The sequence below is a fragment of the Paenarthrobacter sp. UW852 genome (genome assembly GCF_024608385.1).
In the GTDB taxonomy this organism is placed as follows: Bacteria; Actinomycetota; Actinomycetes; order Actinomycetales; family Micrococcaceae; genus Arthrobacter.
This window is the reverse complement of record NZ_JAMSGY010000006.1, coordinates 71,274-94,802: the sequence shown is the minus strand read 5'-3', so window position 1 is coordinate 94,802 and position 23,529 is coordinate 71,274. Positions and strand designations below refer to the sequence as shown.

25 protein-coding genes, 4 tRNA genes and 1 riboswitch are annotated in these 23,529 nt (G+C 63.3%); of the genes, 17 read left to right on the top strand and 12 right to left on the bottom strand.

All coding sequences use genetic code 11. From position 1 onward, the window contains the following. Positions 1 to 4 precede the first annotated feature (4 nt). Together hutH and NEK97_RS12085 are read left to right on the top strand one after the other, a co-directional pair. Complete coding sequence (hutH, locus tag NEK97_RS12090) at positions 5 to 1,597, top strand: histidine ammonia-lyase (RefSeq protein ID WP_257370157.1); 1,593 nt, start codon at positions 5 to 7, stop codon at positions 1,595 to 1,597. Between the two features lie 197 nt (positions 1,598 to 1,794). Then, a complete protein-coding gene (locus tag NEK97_RS12085; RefSeq protein ID WP_257370156.1) occupies positions 1,795 to 2,043 on the top strand; it encodes a hypothetical protein in 249 nt (82 codons plus the stop codon). A gap of 106 nt (positions 2,044 to 2,149) precedes the next feature. On the opposite strand, the gene NEK97_RS12080 is transcribed toward NEK97_RS12085, so the two are convergent. The 5 genes from NEK97_RS12080 to NEK97_RS12060 form a co-directional block, all read right to left on the bottom strand. Continuing rightward, positions 2,150 to 2,371, bottom strand: a complete 222-nt coding sequence (locus NEK97_RS12080) for a hypothetical protein (protein WP_017198995.1) — start codon at positions 2,369 to 2,371, stop codon at positions 2,150 to 2,152. Positions 2,372 to 2,563: 192 nt separating this feature from the next. After that, positions 2,564 to 2,637: transfer RNA gene (locus NEK97_RS12075), tRNA-Cys, on the bottom strand. Positions 2,638 to 2,711: 74 nt separating this feature from the next. Then, positions 2,712 to 3,173 (bottom strand): hypothetical protein, encoded by a 462-nt coding sequence (locus NEK97_RS12070; protein WP_257370155.1) that lies wholly within the window; start codon positions 3,171 to 3,173, stop codon positions 2,712 to 2,714. 60 nt (positions 3,174 to 3,233) lie between these two features. Continuing rightward, positions 3,234 to 4,181, bottom strand: a complete 948-nt coding sequence (gene hutG, locus NEK97_RS12065) for a formimidoylglutamase (protein ID WP_257370154.1) — start codon at positions 4,179 to 4,181, stop codon at positions 3,234 to 3,236. A gap of 74 nt (positions 4,182 to 4,255) precedes the next feature. Beyond that, entirely contained in the window at positions 4,256 to 5,698 is a 1,443-nt protein-coding gene (locus NEK97_RS12060) for an NCS2 family permease (RefSeq protein WP_257370153.1), read from the bottom strand. 113 nt (positions 5,699 to 5,811) lie between these two features. Here NEK97_RS12060 and NEK97_RS12055 point away from each other — a divergent pair, with 113 nt between their 5' ends. Then, the gene (locus tag NEK97_RS12055) at positions 5,812 to 6,444 is read left to right on the top strand and encodes a copper resistance CopC family protein (protein WP_257370152.1); all 633 of its coding nucleotides are present in this window, start codon (positions 5,812 to 5,814) and stop codon (positions 6,442 to 6,444) included. A gap of 150 nt (positions 6,445 to 6,594) precedes the next feature. Beyond that, positions 6,595 to 6,787, top strand: a riboswitch (cyclic di-AMP (ydaO/yuaA leader). Between the two features lie 3 nt (positions 6,788 to 6,790). After that, positions 6,791 to 7,576, top strand: coding sequence for an NlpC/P60 family protein (locus NEK97_RS12050; RefSeq protein ID WP_257370151.1), 786 nt, complete (start codon positions 6,791 to 6,793; stop codon positions 7,574 to 7,576). Positions 7,577 to 7,689: 113 nt separating this feature from the next. On the opposite strand, the gene NEK97_RS12045 is transcribed toward NEK97_RS12050, so the two are convergent. After that, positions 7,690 to 8,391, bottom strand: a complete 702-nt coding sequence (locus tag NEK97_RS12045; protein ID WP_257370150.1) for an FAD-binding protein — start codon at positions 8,389 to 8,391, stop codon at positions 7,690 to 7,692. A 414-nt stretch (positions 8,392 to 8,805) separates the two neighbouring features. On the opposite strand from NEK97_RS12045, the gene NEK97_RS12040 reads away from it, so the two are divergent. Further along, positions 8,806 to 9,843: a universal stress protein gene (locus NEK97_RS12040; protein ID WP_257370149.1), complete on the top strand. Its 1,038-nt coding sequence runs from the start codon at positions 8,806 to 8,808 to the stop codon at positions 9,841 to 9,843. An 18-nt stretch (positions 9,844 to 9,861) separates the two neighbouring features. After that, on the top strand, positions 9,862 to 12,630 hold the full coding sequence (locus tag NEK97_RS12035) for a PEP/pyruvate-binding domain-containing protein (protein WP_374111529.1): 2,769 nt from the start codon (positions 9,862 to 9,864) through the stop codon (positions 12,628 to 12,630). Here the strand turns inward: NEK97_RS12035 and NEK97_RS12030 are convergent. Beyond that, positions 12,627 to 13,547, bottom strand: a complete 921-nt coding sequence (locus tag NEK97_RS12030; RefSeq protein WP_257370148.1) for a cation diffusion facilitator family transporter — start codon at positions 13,545 to 13,547, stop codon at positions 12,627 to 12,629. The genes NEK97_RS12035 and NEK97_RS12030 overlap by 4 nt on opposite strands. Before the next feature lie 10 nt (positions 13,548 to 13,557). After that, the gene (locus NEK97_RS12025) at positions 13,558 to 14,058 is read right to left on the bottom strand and encodes a metallopeptidase family protein (protein ID WP_257370147.1); all 501 of its coding nucleotides are present in this window, start codon (positions 14,056 to 14,058) and stop codon (positions 13,558 to 13,560) included. A gap of 90 nt (positions 14,059 to 14,148) precedes the next feature. Between NEK97_RS12025 and NEK97_RS12020 the strand changes: the two genes are divergently transcribed. Further along, entirely contained in the window at positions 14,149 to 15,072 is a 924-nt protein-coding gene (locus tag NEK97_RS12020) for a carbohydrate kinase (protein ID WP_235520162.1), read from the top strand. On the opposite strand, the gene NEK97_RS12015 is transcribed toward NEK97_RS12020, so the two are convergent. Further along, positions 15,069 to 16,010 (bottom strand): DMT family transporter, encoded by a 942-nt coding sequence (locus NEK97_RS12015; RefSeq protein ID WP_257370146.1) that lies wholly within the window; start codon positions 16,008 to 16,010, stop codon positions 15,069 to 15,071. The genes NEK97_RS12020 and NEK97_RS12015 overlap by 4 nt on opposite strands. A gap of 234 nt (positions 16,011 to 16,244) precedes the next feature. Between NEK97_RS12015 and NEK97_RS12010 the strand changes: the two genes are divergently transcribed. The 3 genes from NEK97_RS12010 (at position 16,245) to NEK97_RS12000 (ending at position 16,598) form a co-directional block, all read left to right on the top strand. Next, positions 16,245 to 16,317: transfer RNA gene (locus NEK97_RS12010), tRNA-Glu, on the top strand. A gap of 85 nt (positions 16,318 to 16,402) precedes the next feature. Next, positions 16,403 to 16,476, top strand: a tRNA-Asp gene (locus tag NEK97_RS12005). Between the two features lie 46 nt (positions 16,477 to 16,522). Continuing rightward, positions 16,523 to 16,598, top strand: a tRNA-Phe gene (locus NEK97_RS12000). A gap of 161 nt (positions 16,599 to 16,759) precedes the next feature. Here the strand turns inward: NEK97_RS12000 and NEK97_RS11995 are convergent. Together NEK97_RS11995 and NEK97_RS11990 are read right to left on the bottom strand one after the other, a co-directional pair. Beyond that, positions 16,760 to 17,479 carry a hypothetical protein gene (locus tag NEK97_RS11995; protein WP_257370145.1) on the bottom strand — a complete coding sequence of 240 codons (720 nt, stop codon included), beginning with the start codon at positions 17,477 to 17,479 and terminating at the stop codon, positions 16,760 to 16,762. Positions 17,480 to 17,711: 232 nt separating this feature from the next. After that, the gene (locus NEK97_RS11990) at positions 17,712 to 18,362 is read right to left on the bottom strand and encodes a DUF6318 family protein (protein WP_257370144.1); all 651 of its coding nucleotides are present in this window, start codon (positions 18,360 to 18,362) and stop codon (positions 17,712 to 17,714) included. 186 nt (positions 18,363 to 18,548) lie between these two features. Here NEK97_RS11990 and NEK97_RS11985 point away from each other — a divergent pair, with 186 nt between their 5' ends. The 6 genes from NEK97_RS11985 (at position 18,549) to NEK97_RS11960 (ending at position 21,523) form a co-directional block, all read left to right on the top strand. After that, the gene (locus NEK97_RS11985; protein WP_257370143.1) at positions 18,549 to 18,995 is read left to right on the top strand and encodes an Asp23/Gls24 family envelope stress response protein; all 447 of its coding nucleotides are present in this window, start codon (positions 18,549 to 18,551) and stop codon (positions 18,993 to 18,995) included. Further along, positions 18,992 to 19,183, top strand: coding sequence for a DUF2273 domain-containing protein (locus tag NEK97_RS11980; protein WP_089593421.1), 192 nt, complete (start codon positions 18,992 to 18,994; stop codon positions 19,181 to 19,183). Before NEK97_RS11985 ends, NEK97_RS11980 begins: the two co-directional genes overlap by 4 nt. Next, positions 19,180 to 19,560 carry a hypothetical protein gene (locus NEK97_RS11975; RefSeq protein ID WP_257370142.1) on the top strand — a complete coding sequence of 127 codons (381 nt, stop codon included), beginning with the start codon at positions 19,180 to 19,182 and terminating at the stop codon, positions 19,558 to 19,560. Before NEK97_RS11980 ends, NEK97_RS11975 begins: the two co-directional genes overlap by 4 nt. Then, positions 19,557 to 20,198 carry a DUF6286 domain-containing protein gene (locus tag NEK97_RS11970; RefSeq protein WP_257370141.1) on the top strand — a complete coding sequence of 214 codons (642 nt, stop codon included), beginning with the start codon at positions 19,557 to 19,559 and terminating at the stop codon, positions 20,196 to 20,198. Before NEK97_RS11975 ends, NEK97_RS11970 begins: the two co-directional genes overlap by 4 nt. Next, a complete protein-coding gene (locus NEK97_RS11965; protein WP_257370140.1) occupies positions 20,195 to 20,806 on the top strand; it encodes a hypothetical protein in 612 nt (203 codons plus the stop codon). Before NEK97_RS11970 ends, NEK97_RS11965 begins: the two co-directional genes overlap by 4 nt. Positions 20,807 to 20,884: 78 nt before the next feature. Beyond that, a complete protein-coding gene (locus NEK97_RS11960; RefSeq protein WP_257370332.1) occupies positions 20,885 to 21,523 on the top strand; it encodes a DNA alkylation repair protein in 639 nt (212 codons plus the stop codon). A 12-nt stretch (positions 21,524 to 21,535) separates the two neighbouring features. On the opposite strand, the gene NEK97_RS11955 is transcribed toward NEK97_RS11960, so the two are convergent. Further along, complete coding sequence (locus NEK97_RS11955) at positions 21,536 to 21,937, bottom strand: helix-turn-helix transcriptional regulator (protein ID WP_257370139.1); 402 nt, start codon at positions 21,935 to 21,937, stop codon at positions 21,536 to 21,538. Positions 21,938 to 22,184: 247 nt separating this feature from the next. Between NEK97_RS11955 and NEK97_RS11950 the strand changes: the two genes are divergently transcribed. After that, positions 22,185 to 23,528, top strand: coding sequence for an ABC transporter substrate-binding protein (locus tag NEK97_RS11950; RefSeq protein WP_235520144.1), 1,344 nt, complete (start codon positions 22,185 to 22,187; stop codon positions 23,526 to 23,528). The last annotated feature ends 1 nt before the right edge of the window (position 23,529 follow it).

The following is a 23,529-nucleotide window of genomic DNA, read 5'->3' as shown; positions in this document are numbered from 1 at the left end:
GAACATGACCATAACCTCCAACGAACAACTGACTGTCACCCTCGGCTCTTCCGGCGTGACCCCGGAAGACGTCGTCGCCGTCGCACGCCACGACGCCAAGGTGGCCATCTCCCAGGAAGCCCTGGACAACGTCGCCAAGGTCCGTGCGCACATCGACAGCCTCGCCACGAGCGACGTCCCGGCCTACGGCATTTCCACGGGCTTCGGCGCGCTGGCCAACCGCCACATCCCCAACGATCTCCGCACGCAGCTGCAAAAGTCGCTGATCCGCAGCCACGCTGCAGGAATGGGCCCGGCTGTGGAGCGCGAAGTGGTGCGCGGCATCATGTTCCTCCGCGCCAAGACCCTGGCCTCCGGCCGCACGGGTGTCCGTCCGGTGGTCCTGCAGACCATGGTGGACGTCCTCAACGCGGGCATCACCCCGCTGGTCCGCGAGTTCGGTTCACTCGGCTGTTCCGGCGACCTCGCCCCGTTGTCGCACTGTGCGCTGGTCCTCATGGGCGAAGGCGAAGCGACCGGACCCGACGGCGAACTGTACGGCACCGCCGGCAAGGCGCCCGTTGCTGAGCTGCTCGCGCAGCACGGCATTGAGCCGGTCACGCTGGCCGAGAAGGAAGGCCTGGCGCTGGTCAACGGCACCGAAGGCATGCTGGGGATGCTGCTGATGGCCATCGCCGACATCCGCATGTTGCTTGCGACGGCGGACGTCACCGCAGCGCTCAGCGTCGAGGCCCTCCTCGGCACCGACCAGGTGTTCCTTCCCGAGCTTCACGCAGCGCTGCGCCCGCACCCCGGCCAGGCTGCCAGCGCGGACAACATGCTCCGTGTGCTGTCCAACTCGCCGATCGTGGCGTCCCACCGGATCAACGACACCAAGGTGCAGGACGCTTACTCACTGCGTTGCGCACCGCAGGTCGCAGGTGCTGTCCGCGACACCGTGGACCACGCCGCGCTGGTCGCCTCCCGCGAACTCGCCGCAGCCATCGACAACCCTGTGGTCCTTCCCGATGGCCGGGTCACCTCCAACGGCAACTTCCACGGCGCCCCCGTGGCGTATGTCCTGGACTTCCTGGCCATCGCAATTGCCGACCTCAGCTCCATCGCTGAGCGCCGCACGGACCGCATGCTGGATCCGGCCCGCTCCCACGGACTGCCGGCCTTCCTCGCCGGAGACCCGGGCGTTGACTCCGGCCTGATGATCGCCCAGTACACGCAGGCCGGGCTTGTCTCGGACAACAAGCGGCTGGCCGTTCCGGCGTCGGTGGACTCCATCCCGAGCTCCGCCATGCAGGAAGACCACGTGTCCATGGGCTGGCACGCTGCCCGGAAGCTGCGGAAGGCTGTTGAGAACCTGCGTCGGGTACTCGCCGTCGAGCTCGTCACCAGCGCCCGCGCCATCGACATGCGGACGCAAATGTCCGACGGCGAACTCACCCCTGGCCCGGCCGGCGCGGCCGTGCTTGAGGTGCTTCGTGAAGTGGTCCAGGGGCCGGGAACCGACCGGTTCCTGTCACCGGAACTGGAGGCGGCTGACCGTTTGGTTGGCTCCGGCGCCGTTCGTGCGGCCGCCGAATCCGCCGTCGGGATTTTGGCCTGACGTCGAATAAAACGCTCATTTCGTGAGCAGATTTGTCATGCCCCGGTGTTTGTCCGCAACGCAACCACCGGGGCGCGGCAAATGTAGTAGAACTTATGGTGTACGTCACGTCCACGCCAGCGTTGCCGTGGGCTTGACGGTCAACCGTTCACAACTCAATACACAACAAAGAACATCCACAAAGGGGTAGAAGTTCAATGAAGGCACGCGGAGCAGTCCTGTCCAGGCGAAGCACCCACTCGGCTACGGTTTCGGACTGGAGGATGCTGAAAGTCGGCGAGTCGGTGGAAGTGGTCAAGTACGCCCACGTCATCGCAACCGGCCGGATCGAGGAGATTTCCAGCAGCGGGAACGTCGTGTGGCTTGAACATTCGGGACCTGGTGTCACCGAAGAGGGCAAGGAACTGTTCATGAAGTCCGACGGCGTGACTCTCCGCCGGGCGTAGCTTAAACAAAAACCGGGGCTCGTTCCCTTTCCGCGGGTAGTAGATGCGGAGAGGCAACGGGCCCCGGTTTTTTGTTCGCTGCCGTGGGTGCCGTCAGGGACGACAATCAGGCAGCGAGTACTTCGCGGGTCTGACCGAAGGGAACGGATTCGTCCAGAGCCACGGTGTAGGTGCCTGGCTCGTGCCGGGTCACCAGAATGCCGCAGTTAGCGTCTGCTGCTGCGTTTTCGATCAGTGCATCCACGGCGCGGTCGAGTCCGTCGTGGATCTCGTCTGCCTTGGAAAAGGACAGGCGGATTTCGCGTTCTGCAATCATTGCAGGGGTCATTGGGGGGCCTCCTATTAATTGCCGCATGCGAGGGCGACCCATCAATCATAGTCGGAGGAAGGCATATATCTGTAAGATGACTCCCACTTCCGTGACCTGGGTCTCAGGCGCGCCGAGGTGGCACTTTATGCCAATGTTTGGACGAAACACCCGCATTACGTGCCGCCTCGCTGGATGATCCGGGAGGGCGATTGGACGTGGTGGCGGGATTCGAACCCGCGTGCGCTGCTTTGCAGGCAGCTCCCTGGCCTCTTGGGTACACCACGCTCCAACGACACTAGGTGCCCGGATACGCGGTTTCCAACGTTCGTTGCCCTGCCTGTCGCGGGACTACGCGGGACTACGCGGTGTTGCCCTCGGTTGCCCGCAGTGACGCGCGATTGAGAAGCCTGGTTACTCCGGCGGTCACTACGAGGGTAAGAATCGCGGCAGCCATATGGGTGTAGAGCATGATGTGCGGCGAGCCGCCGTCGGAGGCACCCGCCGCGGGCACATCGCCGAGCCCCTGGCCCGTGCCATGAAGGTGCTGCACCAGCCCGGTGCCGGGGAAGTAGCCTCCGAACGCGACGAACCCCAAGTGCAACAGTTGCTGCGCCACACCGGATGCCAGCAGCAACAGCAAAGGCCCATGGACCCAGCGGGCCAGGAGTTGCGCAGCCAGGCAACACAGCGCGGCGAAGCCCAAGACGACGGGGATGGCCGGGGCGCTTCCGCCAGCGGCCATGTGGGCGGCCAGCCCCAACCCAACAGCGAGTAGCCCGGAGACCCAGGCCCACTTGTCCTGCACAGGAATTGCGCTCATCGCCGTCCTTCCTCCTCACAGGCTAAACGGCGGAGTGCGAACGGGAAAGGGCCCGCGAACCTATGCGAGGAGGGTGTTCACCAACCGGGCTGCGACTTTGGCGGTCCGGGAATCGATGTCGAACTCCGGATTCAGCTCTGCGACGTCAAGATGGAGCAACTTACCGCTGGCCGCAACCTGGCGACAGATCGCACTGATCACCGGCAAGGGCACCCCATACGCGGCGGGTGCGCTTACCCCGGGGGCTACTGAAGCAGGCATCACGTCAAGATCGATCGTCAGGTAGAGGGCGTCCACGCCGGCCAGGAAATCGGCAACAAAGATCTCCGCGGCTTCCGCCGAGCATTGTTCATCGAGAAGGTACTTCACGCCGAGCCGGTCCGCCGTGTCGAAGAGCGTCCGCGTGTTGTTTGGTTCGGAAATTCCGACGACGGCGTACTGCAGTTCGCGTCCCACGGCAGCTTCCGCGCGGGCCATCTGCAGGAACGGGGTGCCCGAGCTCGGCGTGGGGTCATCTCGCAGGTCAAAGTGGGCATCCAGGTTCAGGACGCCCAGCCGCTTGCCTTGGAGCACCTCAGAACCGGCAACGCCCAGGTAGCTGGCGAACGCGGTCTCATGTCCGCCGCCCAGCACCACGGTGAGGTTCCCGGCGTCGAGCAGTACCGAAATAGCGCGGCCGGCGCGCTTTTGGCCCGCTTCCAATGAGTCGTCCTCCACAACTACGTCACCGGCGTCGAACACGTCCCGGCCCAGATGGAAGGCAAGGGGGCCAAGCGCCGAACGGATCGCGGCAGGGGCCGCTGCCGCACCTGTGCGGCCCTTGTTGCGAAGCACCCCGGCGTCGCTGCAAAAACCAAGCACGACGGCGGGACGCGTGGCTGCTGCGGAGGCTTCGGGCGTGTGCGGGGCAATGGCCTGCCACCACCGGCGATGCTCAGCGCCGGTGCCGTCGAACCGGCCGGTCCACGGGGTGGGGCTGACATCTACTGTGGGGACGCTTGTTTCCATGGTTAAAGCACACCCCACCTCCGATGCCGAAACCAGCAAAAACAGGTGGGGTGTGTCTGGGATTGCGGACTGGGCTATTTGACGCCCAGCAGTTCCTCCACTGTTCCGATTCCGAAGAACAGCAGGAACGCAGCGGCGACGGCCCACATGAGCGGGTGTACTTCGCGGGCGCGGCCCTGGAACGTGCGGATCAGGACGAAGGAGATGAACCCCGCACCCAGGCCGTTTGCGATGGAGTACGTGAACGGCATGAGGGCGATGGTCAGGAAGGCGGGGATGCCCACGCCCCAGTCCTGCCAGTCGATCTTGCCCACCTGGGAAACCATCATGAAGCCCACAACAACCAGTGCGGGTGCCACTGCTTCAAAGGGGACGAGGTTGATCAGTGGTGTGAAGAACATGGCCACCAGGAACAGCACGCCGGTGACGATCGAGGCGAGACCGGTGCGTGCGCCTTCGCCGATGCCTGCGCCGGACTCAACGAAGATCTGGTTGGAGGAAACAGATGCGCCGCCGCCGACGATCGCGCCGAGGGCATCCACCTGCAGGACCCGGTCAACGTTGGGGATGTTGCCATCCTTGTCAACGGTCCCTGCTTCGTTGGCCAGGCCGACCATGGTGCCCATCGCGTCGAAGAAGATGCTCAAAAGGATCACGAATGCCAGGAGCGCTGCGGCAATAAAGCCGAGGTGTTCAAAGGCGCCGAACGGGTTGGCCTTACCTATAAGTGACAGGTCCGGGGCACCCCACTTGGTCAGGGTCGGGGCAACAAGGGACCAGCCGCGCGGGTTGATGTTCGTGCCGTCGTTGCTCGGGCCGATGTGGAGCGTGAACTCAAGGATGGCGGCCAAAGCCGTCGATGCCACGATGCCGATCAGGATGGCGCCACGGACCTTGCGGACCACCAGTGCGATGGTCAGGATCAGGCCGAGGGCAAACACCAGGGTGGGCCAGCCGAGCAGTTTCCCGTCGACGCCCAATCCCAGCGGAACGGTTGTGCCGGCGGCGTCAGGGATGCGGCGGACGAACCCTGCATTGACCAGGCCGATCAGTGCGATGAAGAGGCCGATGCCCACCACGATCGCGGTCTTGAGCGCTTCCGGTACGGCCTTGAATACGGCGGTACGGAAACCGGTGAGAACGAGGATCAGCATGGTCAGGCCCGAGAGGACCACCAGGCCCATCATGTCCGGCCAGGTCAGGCCCGGGTGCGAGGCGACGGTCACAGCTACGAACGCGTTAACGCCCAAGCCCGTGGCAACGGCGAACGGGTGCTTGGCCCAGGCGCCCATGAGGATGGTCAGGATGCCCGCGACGAATGCCGTGGTGGCCGCGACGGCGGTGAATCCCAGCGACGCTCCGCTGGAATCCTGCCCGGAAAGGATCAACGGGTTAAGGACCACGATGTAGCTCATGGCGAAGAAGGTTGCGAAGCCGCCTCGGATTTCCCGGGAGTATGTGGAGCCACGCTCGGAAATTTTGAAGTAGCGGTCGATGGCAGAACCTTGTTTAAGCATGAAGGACTCCGGGGATCGAGGGGAGTGTGCCCTCAAATCCTATGCCGTCGGATATGGGCCTCCTGACGATTCGCCTAGTCTGTAAGGAAGCCAACACTAGGAGAAACCGCCCCATGCGCACCATCCGCCCGCTTCTGGCCGCCGTCGTTGCCGCCCTGGCCTTCGCATCCGCTTTGCTGTTTTCCGCGGGCCCGGCCTCCGCGCACGACGTCGCCGAATCCACAGCGCCGGCCAACGGATCCAGCGTGGCAGCTGTCCCGGCGTCGGTCTCCATCACGTTCAACAACAGGCCGCTGGCCATCGGATCGGGCGTTACAGTCACTGCGGGTGGCGAAAACTGGGCGGATGGGCCCGTCGAAATCATCGACAACCAGGCGGTCCAGAAGATCCGAGAAGGCGCGCCGGCCGGCGAATACACCGTGGTCTGGAGGGTCGTCAGCTCCGACTCGCACCCCATCGAGGGCACCTTCACGTTCAAGGCCGCTGCTGGAAGCACGACGGCGACGAGCGGCGCCGCGGGTGCCTCGCCTTCGTCGTCGGCACCTTCAAATACGGTTCCGACGGCAGGAACTGCAGCGCCCGGTACTGCCACCAGCACCCCGGCCGCTGACGCGTCCCAACCTTTCCCGTGGAGCATCGTGGGACTGGCCGTGGTTGCTGTGGGCCTTGTGATCTATCTCGCCGTTACCGCCCGGAAGAAACTCGCCGCCTCCAGCGACTCAAATGCGGGAGATTCCGCGGAATAACAGGCTTTTCTACGTAGCTGCGAATATCTCGGATTGGTCACTGCGACACGCCAAAATCCCGGTTCTCGTTACTTAAATGTGACTTCGGCGAGATCATCGCGTACCGTAGTAGCTGTGCCTGTTCCACGTAGCGGGCACTTCCGGCCTGATTGCCTAGCTCTGCCGCAGTCCGGAATCCGTTCGCAGACAAACCTTACGGCAGAGACGGGGAACCCAATTTAGGTCGCTTTCGAGCGTGCCTTGGGGTGAAGTCACGATGCTTCCGCTGAACAGCGGGGGATAGTGGCCGGGTGACTCCCATCCGAATCCGACAGCTAACCTCGCAGGCATCGGGAGAGGCTTTTTCATGTCTTCAAGCATTCTTCGCGGCCGTCGTAAGGCGGACAGCGTACGTCCTAATCCGTTCATCTCCATCTCCAAGGCAGTCGCCAGCAACGCTTCCGGCGCTGGCCGCCAAGCAGCTGTTATCGCAGCGGCTTCGGGCCTTGTCCTGACCGGCTCCATCGCTGCCCACGCAGCCGAGACCCCGGTTCAGCGTGACTCCAGCCCCGCCACGGTCGCCGAGACCGTTTCCGAGGCTCCCACCAAGGTTGTAACCGCCGCAGCTACGGCTACCGTCAACTTCGAGCGCCCTGCTGTTGCTTCCGTAGCAGCTCCGGTCATCGAGAAGCCGGCTCCCGTCGTCGAGGCACCTGTTGCCAAGAAAGCAGCAGTGGCAGCAACTGCACCAGCCGCTCCTGTAGCAAAGGCTGCCGCGTCAGTTGCAGCCGCTCCGGCCGCCGCTGCTCCTGCAGCCGCTGCACCGGCCGTCGGTGGAGTCAACGCCGCCATGGTCGCCTCGGCTTACGCCCAGATCGGCATCATGCAGGACTGCACCGCCATGGTGGAGCGGGCCCTCGGCTCCGCAGGTATCCCCGTTGGTGACCTCGCGCCCATGCAGTTCATGAACTACGGCAAGGTCGTCAGCAGCCCCCAGCCCGGCGACATGATCGTCCAGTCCGGCCACGTTGCAATCTACATCGGCAACGGCCAGGCCATCAGCGGTGGCATCAACGGCAACCAGACGGGTATCCACCCGATCAGCTGGTTGACCGCAACTGGTCCCATCACGTACGTACGCGCAGGCGCATAAGCCTCACGCTTCAGTTCAAAGGCCGGCATCTTCGAAGATTCATTCTTCGAGGGTGCCGGCCTTTGGCGTTAAGAAATGTGCGCAAAAGTTCCAGTGGCGGTGAAGCGGCCGTCCTAGGCGATGGCTACGCCGCTTCCGGCCATGCCGTTGCCTGCCGGTAGGGCCACCCTGGCGGAAATTGCCTGCCCCACAGCTTTGGCCTGCCGAAGGACTTCTTTGGGAGTCGGGGTAATGAGTTCTCCGACGCCTACAAGGTGCATCCCCACGGCACGCATTGCCGCGGCGAAATTCTGGCCGACGGCAATTCCAAGTTCTGCCAGCATCCGGCGCAGCTGGCTCTGGGCGCAGCGCGTCACCACGACGTGGTCGGCCAGCAGGACACCTTGGGCGGTGTGGACCGCCCACTGACGGGGAGTGGATTCGAGGGGGCCGAAAACGATCCTGCCCCGGAGGGTGGCCGATGCGGTGCTTCCGGTGGGGCCGTGCCCTATCTGCTGCGACGGGTCGGAGCCCAGGAAATCCAGGCGAACGGCGCGGGTGGTGCTGCGAACGTCCAATTGATGGTTGGCGGCGTAGTTGCGCAGGTGGCGGAGAATCTCGCTGCGTTCCTGCATGGCGGGATCGGCGATGTCGCAGCGCTGGAGCATTCCAGTGTGGGTCGAAGGCCCGGTGGCTGACAGCGACCCGAACCCGTCAACGACGATGGAGCCCACCCCGTAGCGGCTAAGCTCGCTGGCAACAGCCAGACCGGAGAGGCCGGCGCCGATGACCACTGTGGTGGTTCGTTCCGTGCCGGAATCAGGCGTGAGTGACACTGCTTGGTTCCTCCTTGACGTGTGTGCCCTGCGGCATCGCGTGGGATCGCGTCCGAGTTCCCCAAGCGGCCGCAAATTAACGGCCGGGGTGTGTCATGAGACACGCTGCCCGGCTATTCGGTGACTCGAACACTACCGAACTTTTTCGGCCATGGGTAGCCTTCCCGGCGTCGTGTTTTTCGTGTCCGCCAGCAGGCCGATCCCGTGTGGTTTGAACTGAGCCCGGACCGTTATGCACATAGCCCGAAGTCGCCTTGATTCGGCACTTCCGACCGAGAATAGTGGGCATTGGAAGGAGAGATTCCAAGTTTCTCCTACCCCGGCCATTGACATTTGAAGAGTCAGGGAATCCAGTGCGGAGAACCTCTGGCAGAATAGCCGGAACATCAAGCAGTAGGTGGAGAGGCGGGCCCCATGGACCAGCACGAAGGACACAATGAAGTGCCACGCGATGGCGAGGAATCGGCGGTTGCTCCCGGCGGCATCGTCGTTGGAGTGGACGGATCCGAGCACGGCCAGTGCGCCTTGGTCTGGGCAGCGCGTGAAGCAGAGCGTCGCCAGCTCCCCTTGCATATCGTCACGGCCTACTCGGTCCCCATTTTTGCCGCATCTGGTCTGGACGGAGGCTACGCCACCGTGGACGACTCCGTCATCCGCGAAGGCGCCGATGCAATCGTCAAGCAAGCCATGGACAAGGTTTCTGCCTATTCGATCGACGTGGATGCTTCGGTCGAAAACGGTGATGCCGCAGGTGTCCTCCTCGACCTCTCGGCTGAAGCAGCGCTTCTGGTCTTCGGGAGCCGGGGCCGCGGCGGATTCGTTGGGCGCCTCCTGGGGTCGGTGAGCAGTGCTTTGCCCGCCCATGCCAAGTGCCCCACGGTGACCGTACCGCTGTACTGCGCGGACCGCCTTGGGGAGAGCACCGAGGACAAACACATCAAAGCCGAGCACGCCAAGGCCGGCCCCCGTACCGTCGAGAATGTTGTGGCAGTAGGCGTGGACGGCTCCGAGCAGGCCCGCGTAGCTGTTCTCGAGGCTGCGGAGCAGGCACAGCGCATGGGCGCCAAGCTCCGTGTGATCTGCGCTGTTCCCCAATACAGTGGTTCCCTCGCGTGGGTACCGGCCCCACTTGATCGCGATGCCCTCTTCGCCGACATCAAAGTGCAGTTGGATGCCGGCTTGGCGTGGCTTCAGAGCCATTTCCCGCGACTGACCATAGAGACAGAGCTCCGGGACGGCGCTCCGGTGGATGTCCTGGTCGAAACAAGCCGCGCCGTTGAGCTCGTGGTCCTCGGCACCCGTGGCCGCGGCGGATTCGCCGGGATGCTCCTTGGGTCCACGTCTGATGGAGTCCTCCATCACGCGAAGGGGCCGGTGCTGGTAGTTCCGGACCGGGAAGATCCGCGGCTTGCCGATCGGCCCAATTTCGGGCCAATGCTCGGCGCAGCTTAGCGGCAGCGATCCCCAGCGATGGACAGCCAGCAGCCACTGAACCAGCCGGAGGGCCACCCGGCTGGCCCTCGCAAGGCCGCCCAGGGTTTCATCGTGGACATCGCCACAATACGGGGAAGCATGCTTTCAGAGGTTGGGGGGAAGGCCGCCAACCTCGGTGAACTGGTTAGCGCGGGACTGCCTTTCCCGCCCGGGTTTTGCCTCACCACCCACGCGTACCGGCGGGCACTCGCTGCTGCTGGCTTGGATACAGTCCTTCGCGAACTCTCTGAGGCTGGGTCCACGGATACTGGCACGTTGAACAGTCTGGCTGCCCGCGCCCGGTCAGTGGTGCTCGACGCCGGTATCCCAGGCGAAGTCGCGGAGGCGGTCCTCGCGGCATACCGGGAGCTCGGCGAGGAGGTGCCCGTGGCCGTCAGGTCGTCTGCAACTGCGGAGGACCTGCCCGGCGCCAGCTTTGCCGGTCAGCAGGACACCTTCCTCAACGTCGTGGGTGCAGAGGCGGTCCTGGATGCCGTAGGCCGCTGTTGGGCGTCCCTCTGGACAGACCGCGCCGTCAGCTACCGGACCACCAACGGGGTTGACCATTCATCTGTGGCCCTCGCGGTGGTCATTCAGGAGATGGTTGCTTCCGCTACGGCAGGTGTCATGTTTACAGCCAATCCGGTCACTGGGAAGCGCCACGAGGCTGTGATAGACGCATCCCCCGGTTTGGGAGAGGCCGTTGTGTCAGGGGCGGTGAACCCGGACCAGTATGTGGTGGACATCAACAGCCGGACCATCGTAAAACGAAGCCTGGGTGACAGGCTCGTGGAGATCCGGCCGCTGCCCGGTGGTGGCACGGAACGGATAGAACGGGCCGCGTCGGAGCAGTCCGGTGGGTCCGCACTGAAAGCCTGCCTGGATGATCGGCAGATCCTGGACCTCGCCGGGTTGGCCCGCCGGGTAGAGCAGCACTACGGGGCACCCCAGGACACAGAATGGGCCATCGACGGCGCGGGCAAGCTCTGGCTGACCCAATCCCGGCCCATCACCACGCTGTATCCGCAGATGACCCGGAATCCTCCGCTCCCAGGAGAGCACGCGTTCTTGAATTTCAGCCTTGCCCAGGGTCTTACCCGGCCATTAACGCCTATGGGCTTGGCGGGCATCCGCCTAGTGGCCTCTTGCGTCGCGACAACGGCGTCCTTCGATGTGCCGGATCCACGCTCGGGCCCACCGGCATATTACGAAGCCGGGCAGCGCATCTTCTTCGATCTCACGGCGGTGCTGCGGAGCCGGATTGGCCGCGCCATTGTTCCCCGGGTGTTCGATGTCATGGAAGCCCGCTCCGCAATGCTGATGCGGGAGCTTTTCGAGGACCCGCGATTCTCAGTGACCATCAAAACACCCCTGAAGCTGATCCGGCACGTAGGACCAGTGGCCGCCAAGTACCGTGTCCCGGAGTCATTTCTCCGCGGGTTGTTCGCTCCGGCTTCAGCCATGAAACGTGTGGACCGGCTCTCTGCGGAACTCCGCCGTTCCTTTTCCGTCCCCGAGAACGCCACTCCCCATCAACGGATTGCGTATGTCCAAAGAATCCTGGGCGAACGGGTATTTCCCACGGTGCCCACCGTGTTGCCACTTCCAGTGCTCGGCTTCGCCATGCTCGCCCTGGTGCGCCGTCTCCTGGGGGCACAAGCTCCGTACAGCGAACTTCAAACCGTCATCCGCGGCCTCGCCGACAACGTGACCACGCAGATGGACCTGGCCCTATGGCACCTTGCCTCGGACATCCGGCAAGACCCCGATGCCACGTCTTTCATGGTGGGCCGCACGGCAGGGGAGTTGGCGCTCCACTACCGCGACGCCACACTTCCGCCCGTCGCCCAGTCCGGGATGAAGGCCTTCCTTCTGGAATACGGGCACCGGGCAGTGGCTGAAATCGACCTCGGCATGCCGCGATGGGCGGACGATCCAACCCATGTCCTTGGAGTCGTGGCCAATTACCTGCGCCTTGAACCCGGAGCGGACACTCCGGACCAGCAGTTCGACAAAGCCGCCAGGGAGGCGGATGACCAGGTCGCGCGCCTGGTGGCTCGTGCCAGGGCAAAGAGCCCGCTGCACGCAGCCGTCGTGCGTACCGCGCTGGACCGGACAAGGAGGTTCGCGGGGCTTCGGGAGCTGCCCAAGTACAACCTGGTCCTGGGGCTGGCAGCGGCACGGGAGCAGTTGCTCCTGGTCGGGAATGGCCTGGCGGCGTCCCAACGGATCGAAGACGCTGAGGACATCTTTTTCCTTGACCTCGATGACGCCGAGGTTGCGCTTGCCGGGGGAGACCTTCGTGGGGTTGTGGCGGAGCGGCGTGCGGCATACGAGCTGGAGTTGCGGCGGAGGCATATCCCCAGGCTGCTGTTGTCCGACGGTACCGAGCCCGAAGCTACCGCGCCACGGGGGCTTCAGGCGGGGCCGGGCACTCTGTCCGGCAGCCCGGCGTCGGCTGGCCTGGTGACGGCGCGGGCCAGGGTCATCATGGACCCCGTAGGCGCACACCTCGAGCCCGGCGAAATCCTCGTGGCCCCTTCCACCGACCCCGGCTGGACTCCTCTGTTCCTTACTGCCGGAGGGCTCGTCATGGAGATGGGCGGGCCAAACTCCCATGGCGCAGTGGTAGCCCGCGAGTACGGCATCCCGGCAGTTGTGGGTGTTCCTGATGCCACTGCCAGGATCGCCTCGGGCCAGCAGCTAACGGTCGACGGTGCTGCCGGGACGGTGACCGTGAAGGACGTCACCGGCGGAGGGGTTTAGGCGTGCTGGTGTGACTCGTGCTCTGAGTGGCTCACGGGCTCCAACTGGAACGTGCAGTGCTCGGTATCGAAGTGCCGGCCCAGGCACGATCCCAACTGATCCAGGATGAGGTCCGCGCCCCTGGCGTTGAGGACCTCGTCCTCCACAACCACGTGGGCTGAGAACACCGGGACCCCGGAGGTGATGGTCCAGATGTGGATATCGTGGGCTTCCACCACGCCGTCCACGGCAATGATGTGCTCACGGATCATGTTCACATCCACGCCCTTGGGAGTTGCCTCCAGCAACACGTCCACCACATCACGGAGCAGGTTCCATGCCCGCGGAATGATCATCAATGCGATCAGCATGGAGGCAATGGGGTCCGCCGCCGCGAACCCCGTGGTCATGATCACGATGGCCGCGACGATCACGGCGATGGATCCGAGAAGGTCGCCGAGGACCTCAAGGTAGGCCCCGCGGACGTTCAGGCTTTCCTTTTGGGCGCCTTGCAGGATGAGGAGCGAAACAAGGTTGGCAACGGCACCCACAATGGCTGCCCACAGCATGACATCCGTGTGGATCTCGGTGGTTTCGCCGAACCGCCGGATGGCCTCAAGCATGATCACCACGGCGATGACAATGAGGATCAGGGCGTTGGCCAGCGCGGCAAGTACTTCAGCACGCTGGTACCCGTAGGTCCGTTGGTCGCTGGCCGGGCGGGTGGCAATCCACGCTGCCATAAGTGCGATGAAGACGCCTGCGGCGTCGGAAAGCATGTGTCCGGCGTCGGCCAGCAGTGCCAGCGAGCCGGAGACGACGGCGCCGATCACCTGGATGCCCACCACACCGAGCGTGATGGCCAGGACGGCAATGAGCCGTTTCCGATGCTTGCCGGTTGCTGTGACTCCGTGGGAGTGGTTGTGGTCGTGCCCCATGCCTACAAGGCTATCCCCAGCCGAGCTCATGAAGGCGGTCGTCATCTATTCCGAAGTGATGTGCGATCTCGTGGACTACCGTGATCGCCACTTCGTCGATTACTTCCTCGCGTGTAGTGCAGATGTCCAGGATGGGCTGGCGGAAGATAGTGATCCCATCCGGCAGGGAGCCTGCCTCCCACCAGGAGTCGCGTTCTGTCAGCGGGACGCCCTCGTAAAGCCCCAGCAGCACGGTCTCCGGATCTTCGCCGGGTTGGGGCGTGTATTCGTCTTCGATAAAGATCGCCACGTTATCCATGGCGCTCGCGGCTTTGGGCGGGATGAGTTGAAGTGCGTCGCTGACGGCCTCTTCGAAGTCCTCCGGCGACATCTCGAAGGGGGTGCCGGCGGGGATGGCGTCCACGGTGCCGCCCTCAGCGGGGCTGCGCACGGGACTGCGCGCCGTCAGCTTGGACGAAGGAAGGTCGCCGTCCGGAACGATGGGCAGGCCGGGAGGAAGGTTCGCGGGCATGGTTCGACGTTAGTCCGCGGAGACAGCATTGGGCCCGGTCATCATGCGGGATACTGAATTCAATCCTTCTTCCATAGACTCAGGAACCGCATGACTGCCACCTCTTCCCTCGCGCCCGAACCACTCGACGTCGTCGTGGTGGGTGAGGCATTGATCGACATCGTGCAGTCCGCCGACGGCGTGGCCGAATACCCCGGCGGCTCGCCGGCAAATGTCGCCTACGGCCTGGGCCGCCTGGACGTCAAAGCAGGCTTGTTGACCGCGATCGGCCGCGACGAAAGGGGCGATGCTATTGCAGCGCACCTGCAGAGTGCCGGCGTCGTGCTGTTGCCTGGGTCCAAATCGCTGCAGGAGACGGCGACGGCGACCGCGCGGATCGCTGCCGACGGCTCGGCAACATACACGTTCGATATTGATTGGGCGCTGGCTCCCGTCGCCCTCCCGTATGCTCCGCGGATCCTGCACACCGGTTCCATCGCCACGTTCCTGGAGCCGGGTGCGGGAGTTGTCCGGAGTTTGTTGGAGCAGGCGCGCGGAGGCTGCATGGTCACGTACGATCCCAACATCCGCCCCGATCTCCTGGGAACCCACCGGGAGGCTCTGTCCCTGTTCGAAGAGATCGTGCCGTTGACCAGCGTTGTCCGGATGAGCGGCTCGGACGCCCGCTGGCTCTACCCCAACAAAACCCTGGAGGAAACCGCGAGTCACCTTCTTGGGCTGGGCACAGGCTTGGCAGTCATCACCCGGGGCGCGCAGGGTTCGTTGATGGCAACCCGGCACATACAGCTCAGTGTTCCCGCGATTCCATCGAGCGTGGCCGACACCATTGGGGCCGGAGATTCCTACATGTCGGCGCTGATCATGGGCCTTTTGCTGCGGGGGAGCGACGGCATGGCACCGACGGTGCTGGAACGGATCGGCAGCATCGCGTCCATGGCAGCGTCCATCACGGTGGGCCGCCCGGGGGCCAATCCGCCAACACACCGTGAGCTTTTGGCCGGGATGGCCCGCTAGCGGCCTCTGCGCCGGGTCAGTCCGACGCCGATCAAGCACACCACGCCGCCAATGAGTCCCCAGATGGTGGGCACTTCCTGGAGGATGGCCCACGAAATCAGGATGGTGGTACCTGGGACCAGGTACGTTGTGGCGGCGAGCTTTCCAGCCGAGATCAGGGATAGCGCGTACGCCCAGGTGGTGAAGGCGATGGCAGTAGGGAAGATACCCAGGTAGACGAGGCCCAAGGTGGCGGGGAGTGGTGCCGCCTGCACCTCCGAGATCAGTTGCCCGGTCCAGGGCAGGCAGCACACAGCGCCCACCATGATGCCAAACCACGTCGCCTGGCCGGCCGAAAATTTCCGCAGCACCGGCTTCTGCAGGATCGCGCTCACCGAGGCGAGCACGGCGGCAAGCAAGCACAACAGCACGCCGGCCACGTCCGCCGTCGAACGCTGTCCGGAACCCAACGCGATCATCGCCACCCCGCAGAACGCCACGCCGCTGCCGATCAGCAGCCACCTCGGAAAGCCTTCTTTGAGGAAGATGCCTGCGAGGATAGCGATCAGGATGGGCGAAACGTTGATCAGCATGGCGCTGGTTCCGGCGTCGAGCATGTGCTCCGCGGCGTTCAGCGCCACGTTGTAGCCTCCGAACCACATCACCCCGTATGCGAGGATCGGCAGCCACTCGCGTCCGCTCGGCCAGACCTTCAGGGTAGGCAGCACCACAATTCCAAGCACGACGGCGGCAACGGCCAAACGTCCGAGCGTCAAGGAACCGGGGGAGAAGCTGGGGCCGACGGCGCGTATGCCAACAAAAGCTGAAGCCCAAAGGACCACGGTGACAATGACGGCGACGACGCCGAGTTTACTGATGGCCGCAGCCGGCGCGGGGGTGGTGCGCTTGGGCAGGTCCGGGGAAGGCTGGCCGGGTTCGGCCGGGGTGGTGGTTGTCATAAAGCCAATGTAGCCGTGGAGGCCCCTGGGCGGCTGGCGGTTTTCGGACGCGTCAGGACAAGATCCTGCCAATCTTTGGGGGCACTTCCAGCGAGGGCCCCTGGGGCCTGCAGAGCTCGATTTGGGAATATCGCTATCTATGCTCTAAAGTTTTAGAGTCCAGTTCGGACGAGCGAGACACGGAAAGAACGCGTAAAGCGTTGTTTTTCCTTGCAAAATCCGAATTGAGTTCAGGCCCCCATCGTCTAGCGGCCTAGGACACCGCCCTTTCACGGCGGCGGCACGGGTTCGAATCCCGTTGGGGGTACGCAAGGCAAGTGGTAAATCGGATGAAAAAAGTCTGGTAAGCTAGAAGCCTTGAAAAAAACGCGGTAGAGATACTGCAAACGCAAGGCCCTGTAGCGCAGTTGGTTAGCGCGCCGCCCTGTCACGGCGGAGGTCGCGGGTTCAAGTCCCGTCAGGGTCGCTCTGAGCGCCGAAGAAATTCGGTTCTCAAGGTGACATGTCACCTAGGCTCTGTAGCTCAGTTGGTAGAGCGTTCGACTGAAAATCGAAAGGTCACCGGATCGACGCCGGTCGGAGCCACCACTGGGAAGCATCAGTTCTTCGGAACTGGTGCTTTTCTTCTTTAACCAGAGAATTCTTCTCTCCAACCGGCGAACTCCGGTACCCGAATCAAAACTTCTTCTGCGCTGAACCCGCGCCTCCATTTTCGCGAACGGTCCGCTCTGACCGACGATCCTGTGTTGTTACTTTGCTTGGGGGCAGCCCCATGATGTGGGGTTTTGGTCGCAGGTGTCGGCGACGAGGGCTTTTTCTGTTTTCCAGACGTGGATGGTTGTGGGTGGTGTGGTGAGGGTGAGGGTTCCGTTGATGGGTAGGGGTGGGCCGTTGTTGACGGAGTAGGTTCCGGTGTAGGTGGTGGTGAGTGTGGTGGGGTAGTTCCCGGTTTGGGTGTAGGTGTGGCTGTTGCGGGTGTTGGTGGTGAGCCATTGGGTTTGGGGGATGGGGTATCCGGCTTGGGGTGTGGGGCCGAGGGTGGTGCCGTCGCCGTAGTTGTAGGTGTAGTTGGTTGGTGTTGCGGTGAGGTGGATGTGTTGGCCGAGGATGGTGAGGTCGAAGGTTTGTTGTTTGGGTGTGGTGTAGAAGTTGGTGGGTCCGCCTTTGAGGGTGTTGGGGGAGGGTTGGGATTGGAGGGTTCCTGGGTTGATGGGTAGTTGGCGGAAGTCGTTGAGGATCCGGGCGGCGATGTTGGCCAGGACGTTTTCGGGTTTGGTGTCGTAGAGGCAGGTTGGTCCGCTGACAGGGAGCCAGTCGGTCCATCCTGGGTTGGTGATGGCTTTAGGGGCCTCTTTCCAGATGACCGGGGTACCTTCTTCGGCTCCGGGGGTCTTGGGTGGGCAGGTCAGGGCGTCGCAGCCCGGGTCCTTCGTGTCAGGTCCGTCGGCGCGGCAGTGAGTGTCGGCCATGTATTGGTTCGGATCCTCGGAGGTAGGCGAAGTTCTTGATCCTCCCAAGCTTGGCCTGAGCTGCCCTGTTGCGGGATCGGTAGTGAACCTCGCGCCGATATCGATAGCCTGATCGCCACCATTGTTTGCAGCCCAGGCATCATCGGCTGCTGCAGATGGTGCCGCCAGAAGGCAGCACGCAATTATCAAACCAAAGATCCAAAGCCCGGCCTTAGTGACCCGGAATGCGGTTCTATGCGATGACACCAAGGTCCACCACTGTCCAAGCACCTTCGATGTGCTTTGCATAGAACGCGAATGCGTCGTTGGACGCTTCCGACCTCGCGCGGCCGACGCTTCTGTCGGCGTTGTAGTAATCGATCCGCTCTTGGATTACCTGAACTGTTGCCGCGGGGACATCCTCAGTTGACCATTGCACGTGGATGACAGGAATTGTGATCCTGCCGCCAGCTATCCACCTGCCGTTGATGTAGGCGTCTTCGCCAGACTTCTGCAGTTGTGCGCAGAGTCTGCAGTTCGGAGAGTTGAGAGGAAGCCAAGCGGACATATCGCCCGTTTCGTCCACGTATGACAATTGTGCGTAGTAGTACCCAATAAACGCCTCCAACCCAGCCTTCGAGTTCTCCTTCGCCAGTTCCGGCATCACGGGGACGGGTACGTTTTGGGCCTTGCCGTTCGCGTCGGCCGGCTTGTAGGCGCCCGGACCGGTAGAAGACGGAGCGGGAACCGGCGCGCTCGAGGCGGGTGTCGCCGTCGTCGTGCTTGTGGGGGAAGGTGGGCCGACCTGCGTGGAGCAGCCCGTCAACAGCCAAACCGCGCACCAAACCACCGCCGCCACACGGACTCGGGAAGGCGATATTGCGGCAAGCGGACGGCATGGCATGACAGGCTCCCCAGAAGCTTTTGTGGCGATGTGTCGGCCAGTCTAGGTGGAGCGATCGGGCGCTACCCAGTCAAATATTGGTGGTTGTGGATAACCCGATCCGGACCACCGAATGGCTCGCGGCCCTTGTAGCCAAAGCGTCGGCGCTAGACGCTAGGGTGGTAGTCAAGAGAAGGGGAGTGCTCCATGGAAGAACAGAACGTGCAGCTTGAGCCCGTGCCTGGTAGCGAGATGGTCGGGACCGGACGCACCATCATCTCCGAGGCTGCGGTGGCCAAGGTAGCCGGGATCGCTGCCCGGACAGTTCCTGGCGTCTACTCCCTGGGTTCGGGCCCCTCGCGTGCCCTAGGCGCCATCCGCGACGCCGTGGGCAGCTCAGACCACGCAGCAGGTGTCCGGGCCGAGGTCGGCGAGACCCAGGTAGCCGTGGACATCAATCTTGTTGCCCTTTACGGCCATCCCCTTCACGGCGTCGCCAACCAAGTGCGGGCGGCTGTCTTCAGGGCTGTCGAGGAACTCGTTGGACTGCAGGTTATCGAAGTCAATGTCGAAATCACGGATGTCTATATCGCCCCGCCTGTGAAGTCCCCCGGTGGCAAAACCGTCGTAGTGGAAAGGGATGCGCTCCAATGAGTATGACCGTGGTGGGAATCGCGATCGGTGCCTTCGTGGCTTTCATGTCGCTGTCGTTCGGGTTGTGGGGCTTCCTCATATCGCTGCTTTTCATGGGCATCGGCGCGCTGCTGGGCCGCGCGGCTGACGGCAAGCTGGACTTGCGCAGCGTGCTGGACGCCATTACGGGCCGGCGCTCTTCGTCATGAGCGTGGCTGAGGCTGTGGAATCCACCACCAGCCTGGCCGGCCACAACCGGATCAGCACCCAGGCTCTGACATCCTTGGCCCGCGCCGCGGCCGCCGAGGCCCTCGGCGTTGAGGCCAGTGACATCCGGGCCGATTGGGCGGACGACGACGGCCTGCTGGCTTTGTCGATCGTGGCACCTATCAGTATTCCGGCCCTAACCGAGGTCGTTCGTGATCCCAACCGGGTCCAGGGCTTCGGAGGGTCGATCTGGGACCGGTCCGTGGCGGCCAAGGCCACAGTGTTGGAGATCGTCACACGGCTCAGCGGCTCCGAGCTAAGCCGTGTGGACATCAGGATCAGTGGAGCCCAGGTCACGGAGGGTGGGCGCGTCCAATGACGCAGGATCAAGAAACTCGAACCTTGAATGCAGTGGATTCCGGGGCCAGCCCGGTTGCCGGGGAGGACCCGGAGATGGCACGCATCCTGCGCCGTGAAACGCACTCGTCCCGTGCCGGAGCAGCCACCATTGCGGCAGTGCTGGTCATTGTCCTTTGCGTCTACGCTTTGCTCGAATCCGGTGTCCGTGCCGTTGGACAGCCCCCGTGGTTGATCGATCCGAGTACTGCGGCTGAACGCGCCATCGCCCTGCCGGAGGGTATCTCGCCGTTGCTGCTGGGTGCCAGTGGTGCTGTGATTGCCATGGTCGGGCTGTTTTTCCTCCTCCACGCAGTGCTGCCGGGCCGCCGCGCCCGCCATCTCCTTCGAGACCCGCGCACCGCCGTCGTCGTCGATGACGAAGTCTTGGCTTCGGCACTGGCCCGCAGGGCCCGCACCGCTGCGAATGTCACGCAGGAACAAGTCATGGTGGTCGTGTCGCGGCAACTGGTGGTGGTCAATGTAAGGCCCACTTCCGGCAGCCGCGTGAGCGAGGAAGCGGTTCGGTCCGCGGTCCAGGCTGAGCTTGAAGAAATGTCGCCGGTGCCGATGCCTTCGGTTCGGGTCAATCTTGCATCGTCGGGGGTGATCGGGGCGTGAATGGAACACCGCGGGTCCTTAACCGCGTGCTGCTGTTCATCATCGGAGTGAAGCTCCTTGCCGTTGGGCTTCTTCTCCTGCTGTTGGCCACGGTTCCTGCCGTTGCCACCTGGTGGCATGGCTGGTCCGCCGGAGCGTGGGCGCGGACGGAACAGCTCTTCAGGGACACCCGCTTTCCCGGGCGGGAGGAGAGCTGGCTGTGGATCGTGGCCGGCCTCGTCCTTGTGGCCATCATTGTGGCGATGATTGCCTGGCTATCCCAGCAAGGCAAAGGCCGGGCCAACTTCCTGGTGTCCAGCGATGACGACAGCGACATCGACGGCCAAGTCCGGATTGGCGGGGGCGTCGCCGAGCAGGCGCTGCGTGCCGCACTTTCCGAGAGGACCGACCTCGCCAGCGCGTCTGTTGCGACCCTTGAGGTGAAGGGAAAGCCGGGGCTGCGCATCCGGATCCAACCCAGGCAAGGAGTTGCCCCACACATCCTTGCTGCCGAGGTTTCCCAACTGGTTGAAGCCCTGGACCTGGTGATTGGGCAGAAGACTCCAGTCCTGGTCCACATGGTTTCAGGCGCCCGGTCAAAGTTCACCCGGGCTGAACGGGTTCGCTGATGGCAGGAAATGCTCCACGCAGGACGGGAGGCCGCGGTGGCTGGAACCCAGACGTTTGAGGCGTCACTGGCTGAGGTGATGGCCGAACTGGCCGCCTTGGAGGACCCCCGTGCGCGCGAAGTGAACGAAAGACACGGCGACGATCATGGAGTAAATCTCAGCAAGTTGCGTGCTGTGGCCAAAAGGCTGAAGACGCAACAGGACCTGGCCCGGGAACTTTGGAACACCGGAGACACTGCCGCCAGGCTCCTGTCTTTGCTGATCTGCCGGCCGAAAGCCTTTGCCAGAGACGAACTGGACAGCATGGTGCGCCAAGCGAAGACCCCGAAGGTCAACGACTGGCTCGTCAACTATGTGGTCAAGAAGAGCCCCTACTGCGAAGAACTGCGGATCTTGTGGTTTTCCGACGCGGACCCCGTGGTGGCCGCCGCCGGTTGGGCCCTGACCTCCGAACGTATCGTCAGGAAGCCCGAGGGCCTGGACCTGGACCAGCTCCTGGACCTGATCAAGGCCGACATGAAGGACGCCCCGGAACGACTCCAGTGGGCCATGAACAACTGCCTGGCACAGATCGGGATCGAGCACCCTGGGCATCGCTCCCGGGCGCTCAGCATCGGTGAGCGTTTGGAGGTCCTCAAGGACTATCCCACGCCGCCCAATTGCACGTCACCGTTCGCGCCCATCTGGATCACTGAAATGGTTCGCCGCAAGGGCTGATCTCCGCGGAGGCTAGCCCCTGTTGCGGTGCATCATGCGGTAGGTGATCTCGGCGAGGAGTTCCTCGTCGGAAAGGTGCGATGCCCGCGCGATGGGGGCAGCGGGAACGGCGACCCGGGGTGGGCCCTGCCGGGTTTCGTCGGCATTGCGCATGTCGTCCGGGGTGATCATGTCCGGGGCGAACGTTGACTTCCCTTTGAGGATCTCGGATACCGAACCGGCACGCCAACCCAAGGCATGTTCAAGCTTGCGTTGGTTGATCTCCTGCGCGCGGCGGGTTCCCGATTCCAGCGTCCGGACGGTCTTGATGGCCGTTCCAGCCTGCTTGGCCAACTGCACCTGGCTCAGCCCTTGCGCCAGGCGTTCTTCCTTGATCAGTCGGCCGATGGTCTGTAGTGCTTCAAGTTCATCCACACTTCTTAGTTTTCCATAGGCAATATTGGGCAATCAAATCGGATAATGGGCAATCATGCTCCACGCCCGCCATATCGGGGCCTATGGCGCCACGACTGGAGTAGATATAAATTAGGCAGGCTGCTTTGTATCGTTGTGGTTACGGTGCGTGTAAGCGCTTGCATATTTGCGATAATCATCGCTAGTGTGAGCGTCACCACATCAATTGCGCCGCCGAATCACTTGTACTCAGCGAGGAGTCTTTAGCATGAAGAAAACCAAGTACCTGCTACCGGTCGCAGCCGCCGGTGTCCTGGCACTTACCATGTCCGCCTGCAGCGGCAACAGCGGAGGCGGGGGATCCACTGCCGGATCCAGCGACTGTTCTGCCTACGACACATACGGCAAGCACGAAGGCAAGACCGTTTCGGTGTACTCCACGATCGTGGACACCGAGGCCACTAACCTCGAAGAATCCTGGAAGCAGTTCGAGCAGTGCACGGGCATCACCGTCAAGTACGAAGGCAGCAAGGAATTCGAGACCCAGATTGGCGTCCGTGCCCAGTCCGGAACCGCTCCTGACGTAGCGATCTTCCCGCAGCCCGGCCTGCTCGCCACCCAGGCCCGCGCCGGCTACCTCAAGCCCGCTCCCAAGACCGTCTCCGACCTGGTGGACAAGAACTGGTCCCCTGACTGGAAGAAGTACGGCACCGTGGATGGCACCTACTACGGCGCCCCGATGCTCGCGAACGTCAAGGGCTACGTCTGGTACTCACCCAAGACCTTCAAGGACAAGGGCTGGGAAGTTCCCAAGACGTGGGCACAGATGATGGACCTCACCAAGAAGATCGCCGATGACAAGACCATGAAGCCGTGGTGTGCCGGGTTCGAATCCGGTGAAGCAACGGGCTGGCCGGGTACTGACTGGATCGAGGACGTTGTCCTGCGCGCCCAGGGCCCCGAGGTATACGACCAGTGGGTCAACCACACGATTCCTTTCAACGACCCCAAGATCGTCAAGGCATTCGACCAGGTTGGCGACATCCTCCTCAACCCGAACTACGTCAACGGTGGCTTCGGTGACCCCCGCTCGATCCTGAGCACGGCATTCGCTCAGGCCGGCCAGCCGGTACTTGATGGCCAGTGCGCCATGCACCACCAGGCCTCGTTCCAGGCATCCAACTGGCCCGCGGGCACCAACGTTGCCGAGGACGGTGACGTCTGGGCGTTCATGACTCCTCCCATCGACGAGTCCAAGGGCACGGCCATCACCGGTGGCGGTGAAACCGTTGGCGCTTACAAGGACACCCCTGAGGTCCAGGCTTACCTGGCATTCATGGCAAGCGCAGACTTCGCCAACAACCGCGTGAAGCTCGGCGGTGCCATCAGCGCAAACAAGGGCCTTGACCCGAACAACGCCCAGTCGGCCCTGGACAAGCAGTCCATCCAGCTCCTCCAGGATCCCAAGACTGTCTTCCGGTTTGACGGCTCTGACCTGATGCCGAGTGCAGTGGGTTCCAACTCCTTCTGGAAGGGCATTGTTGCCTGGATCAATGGCAGCTCTTCGCAGCAGGTAACGGACAGCATCGAAGCCAGCTGGCCTAAGAGCTAAC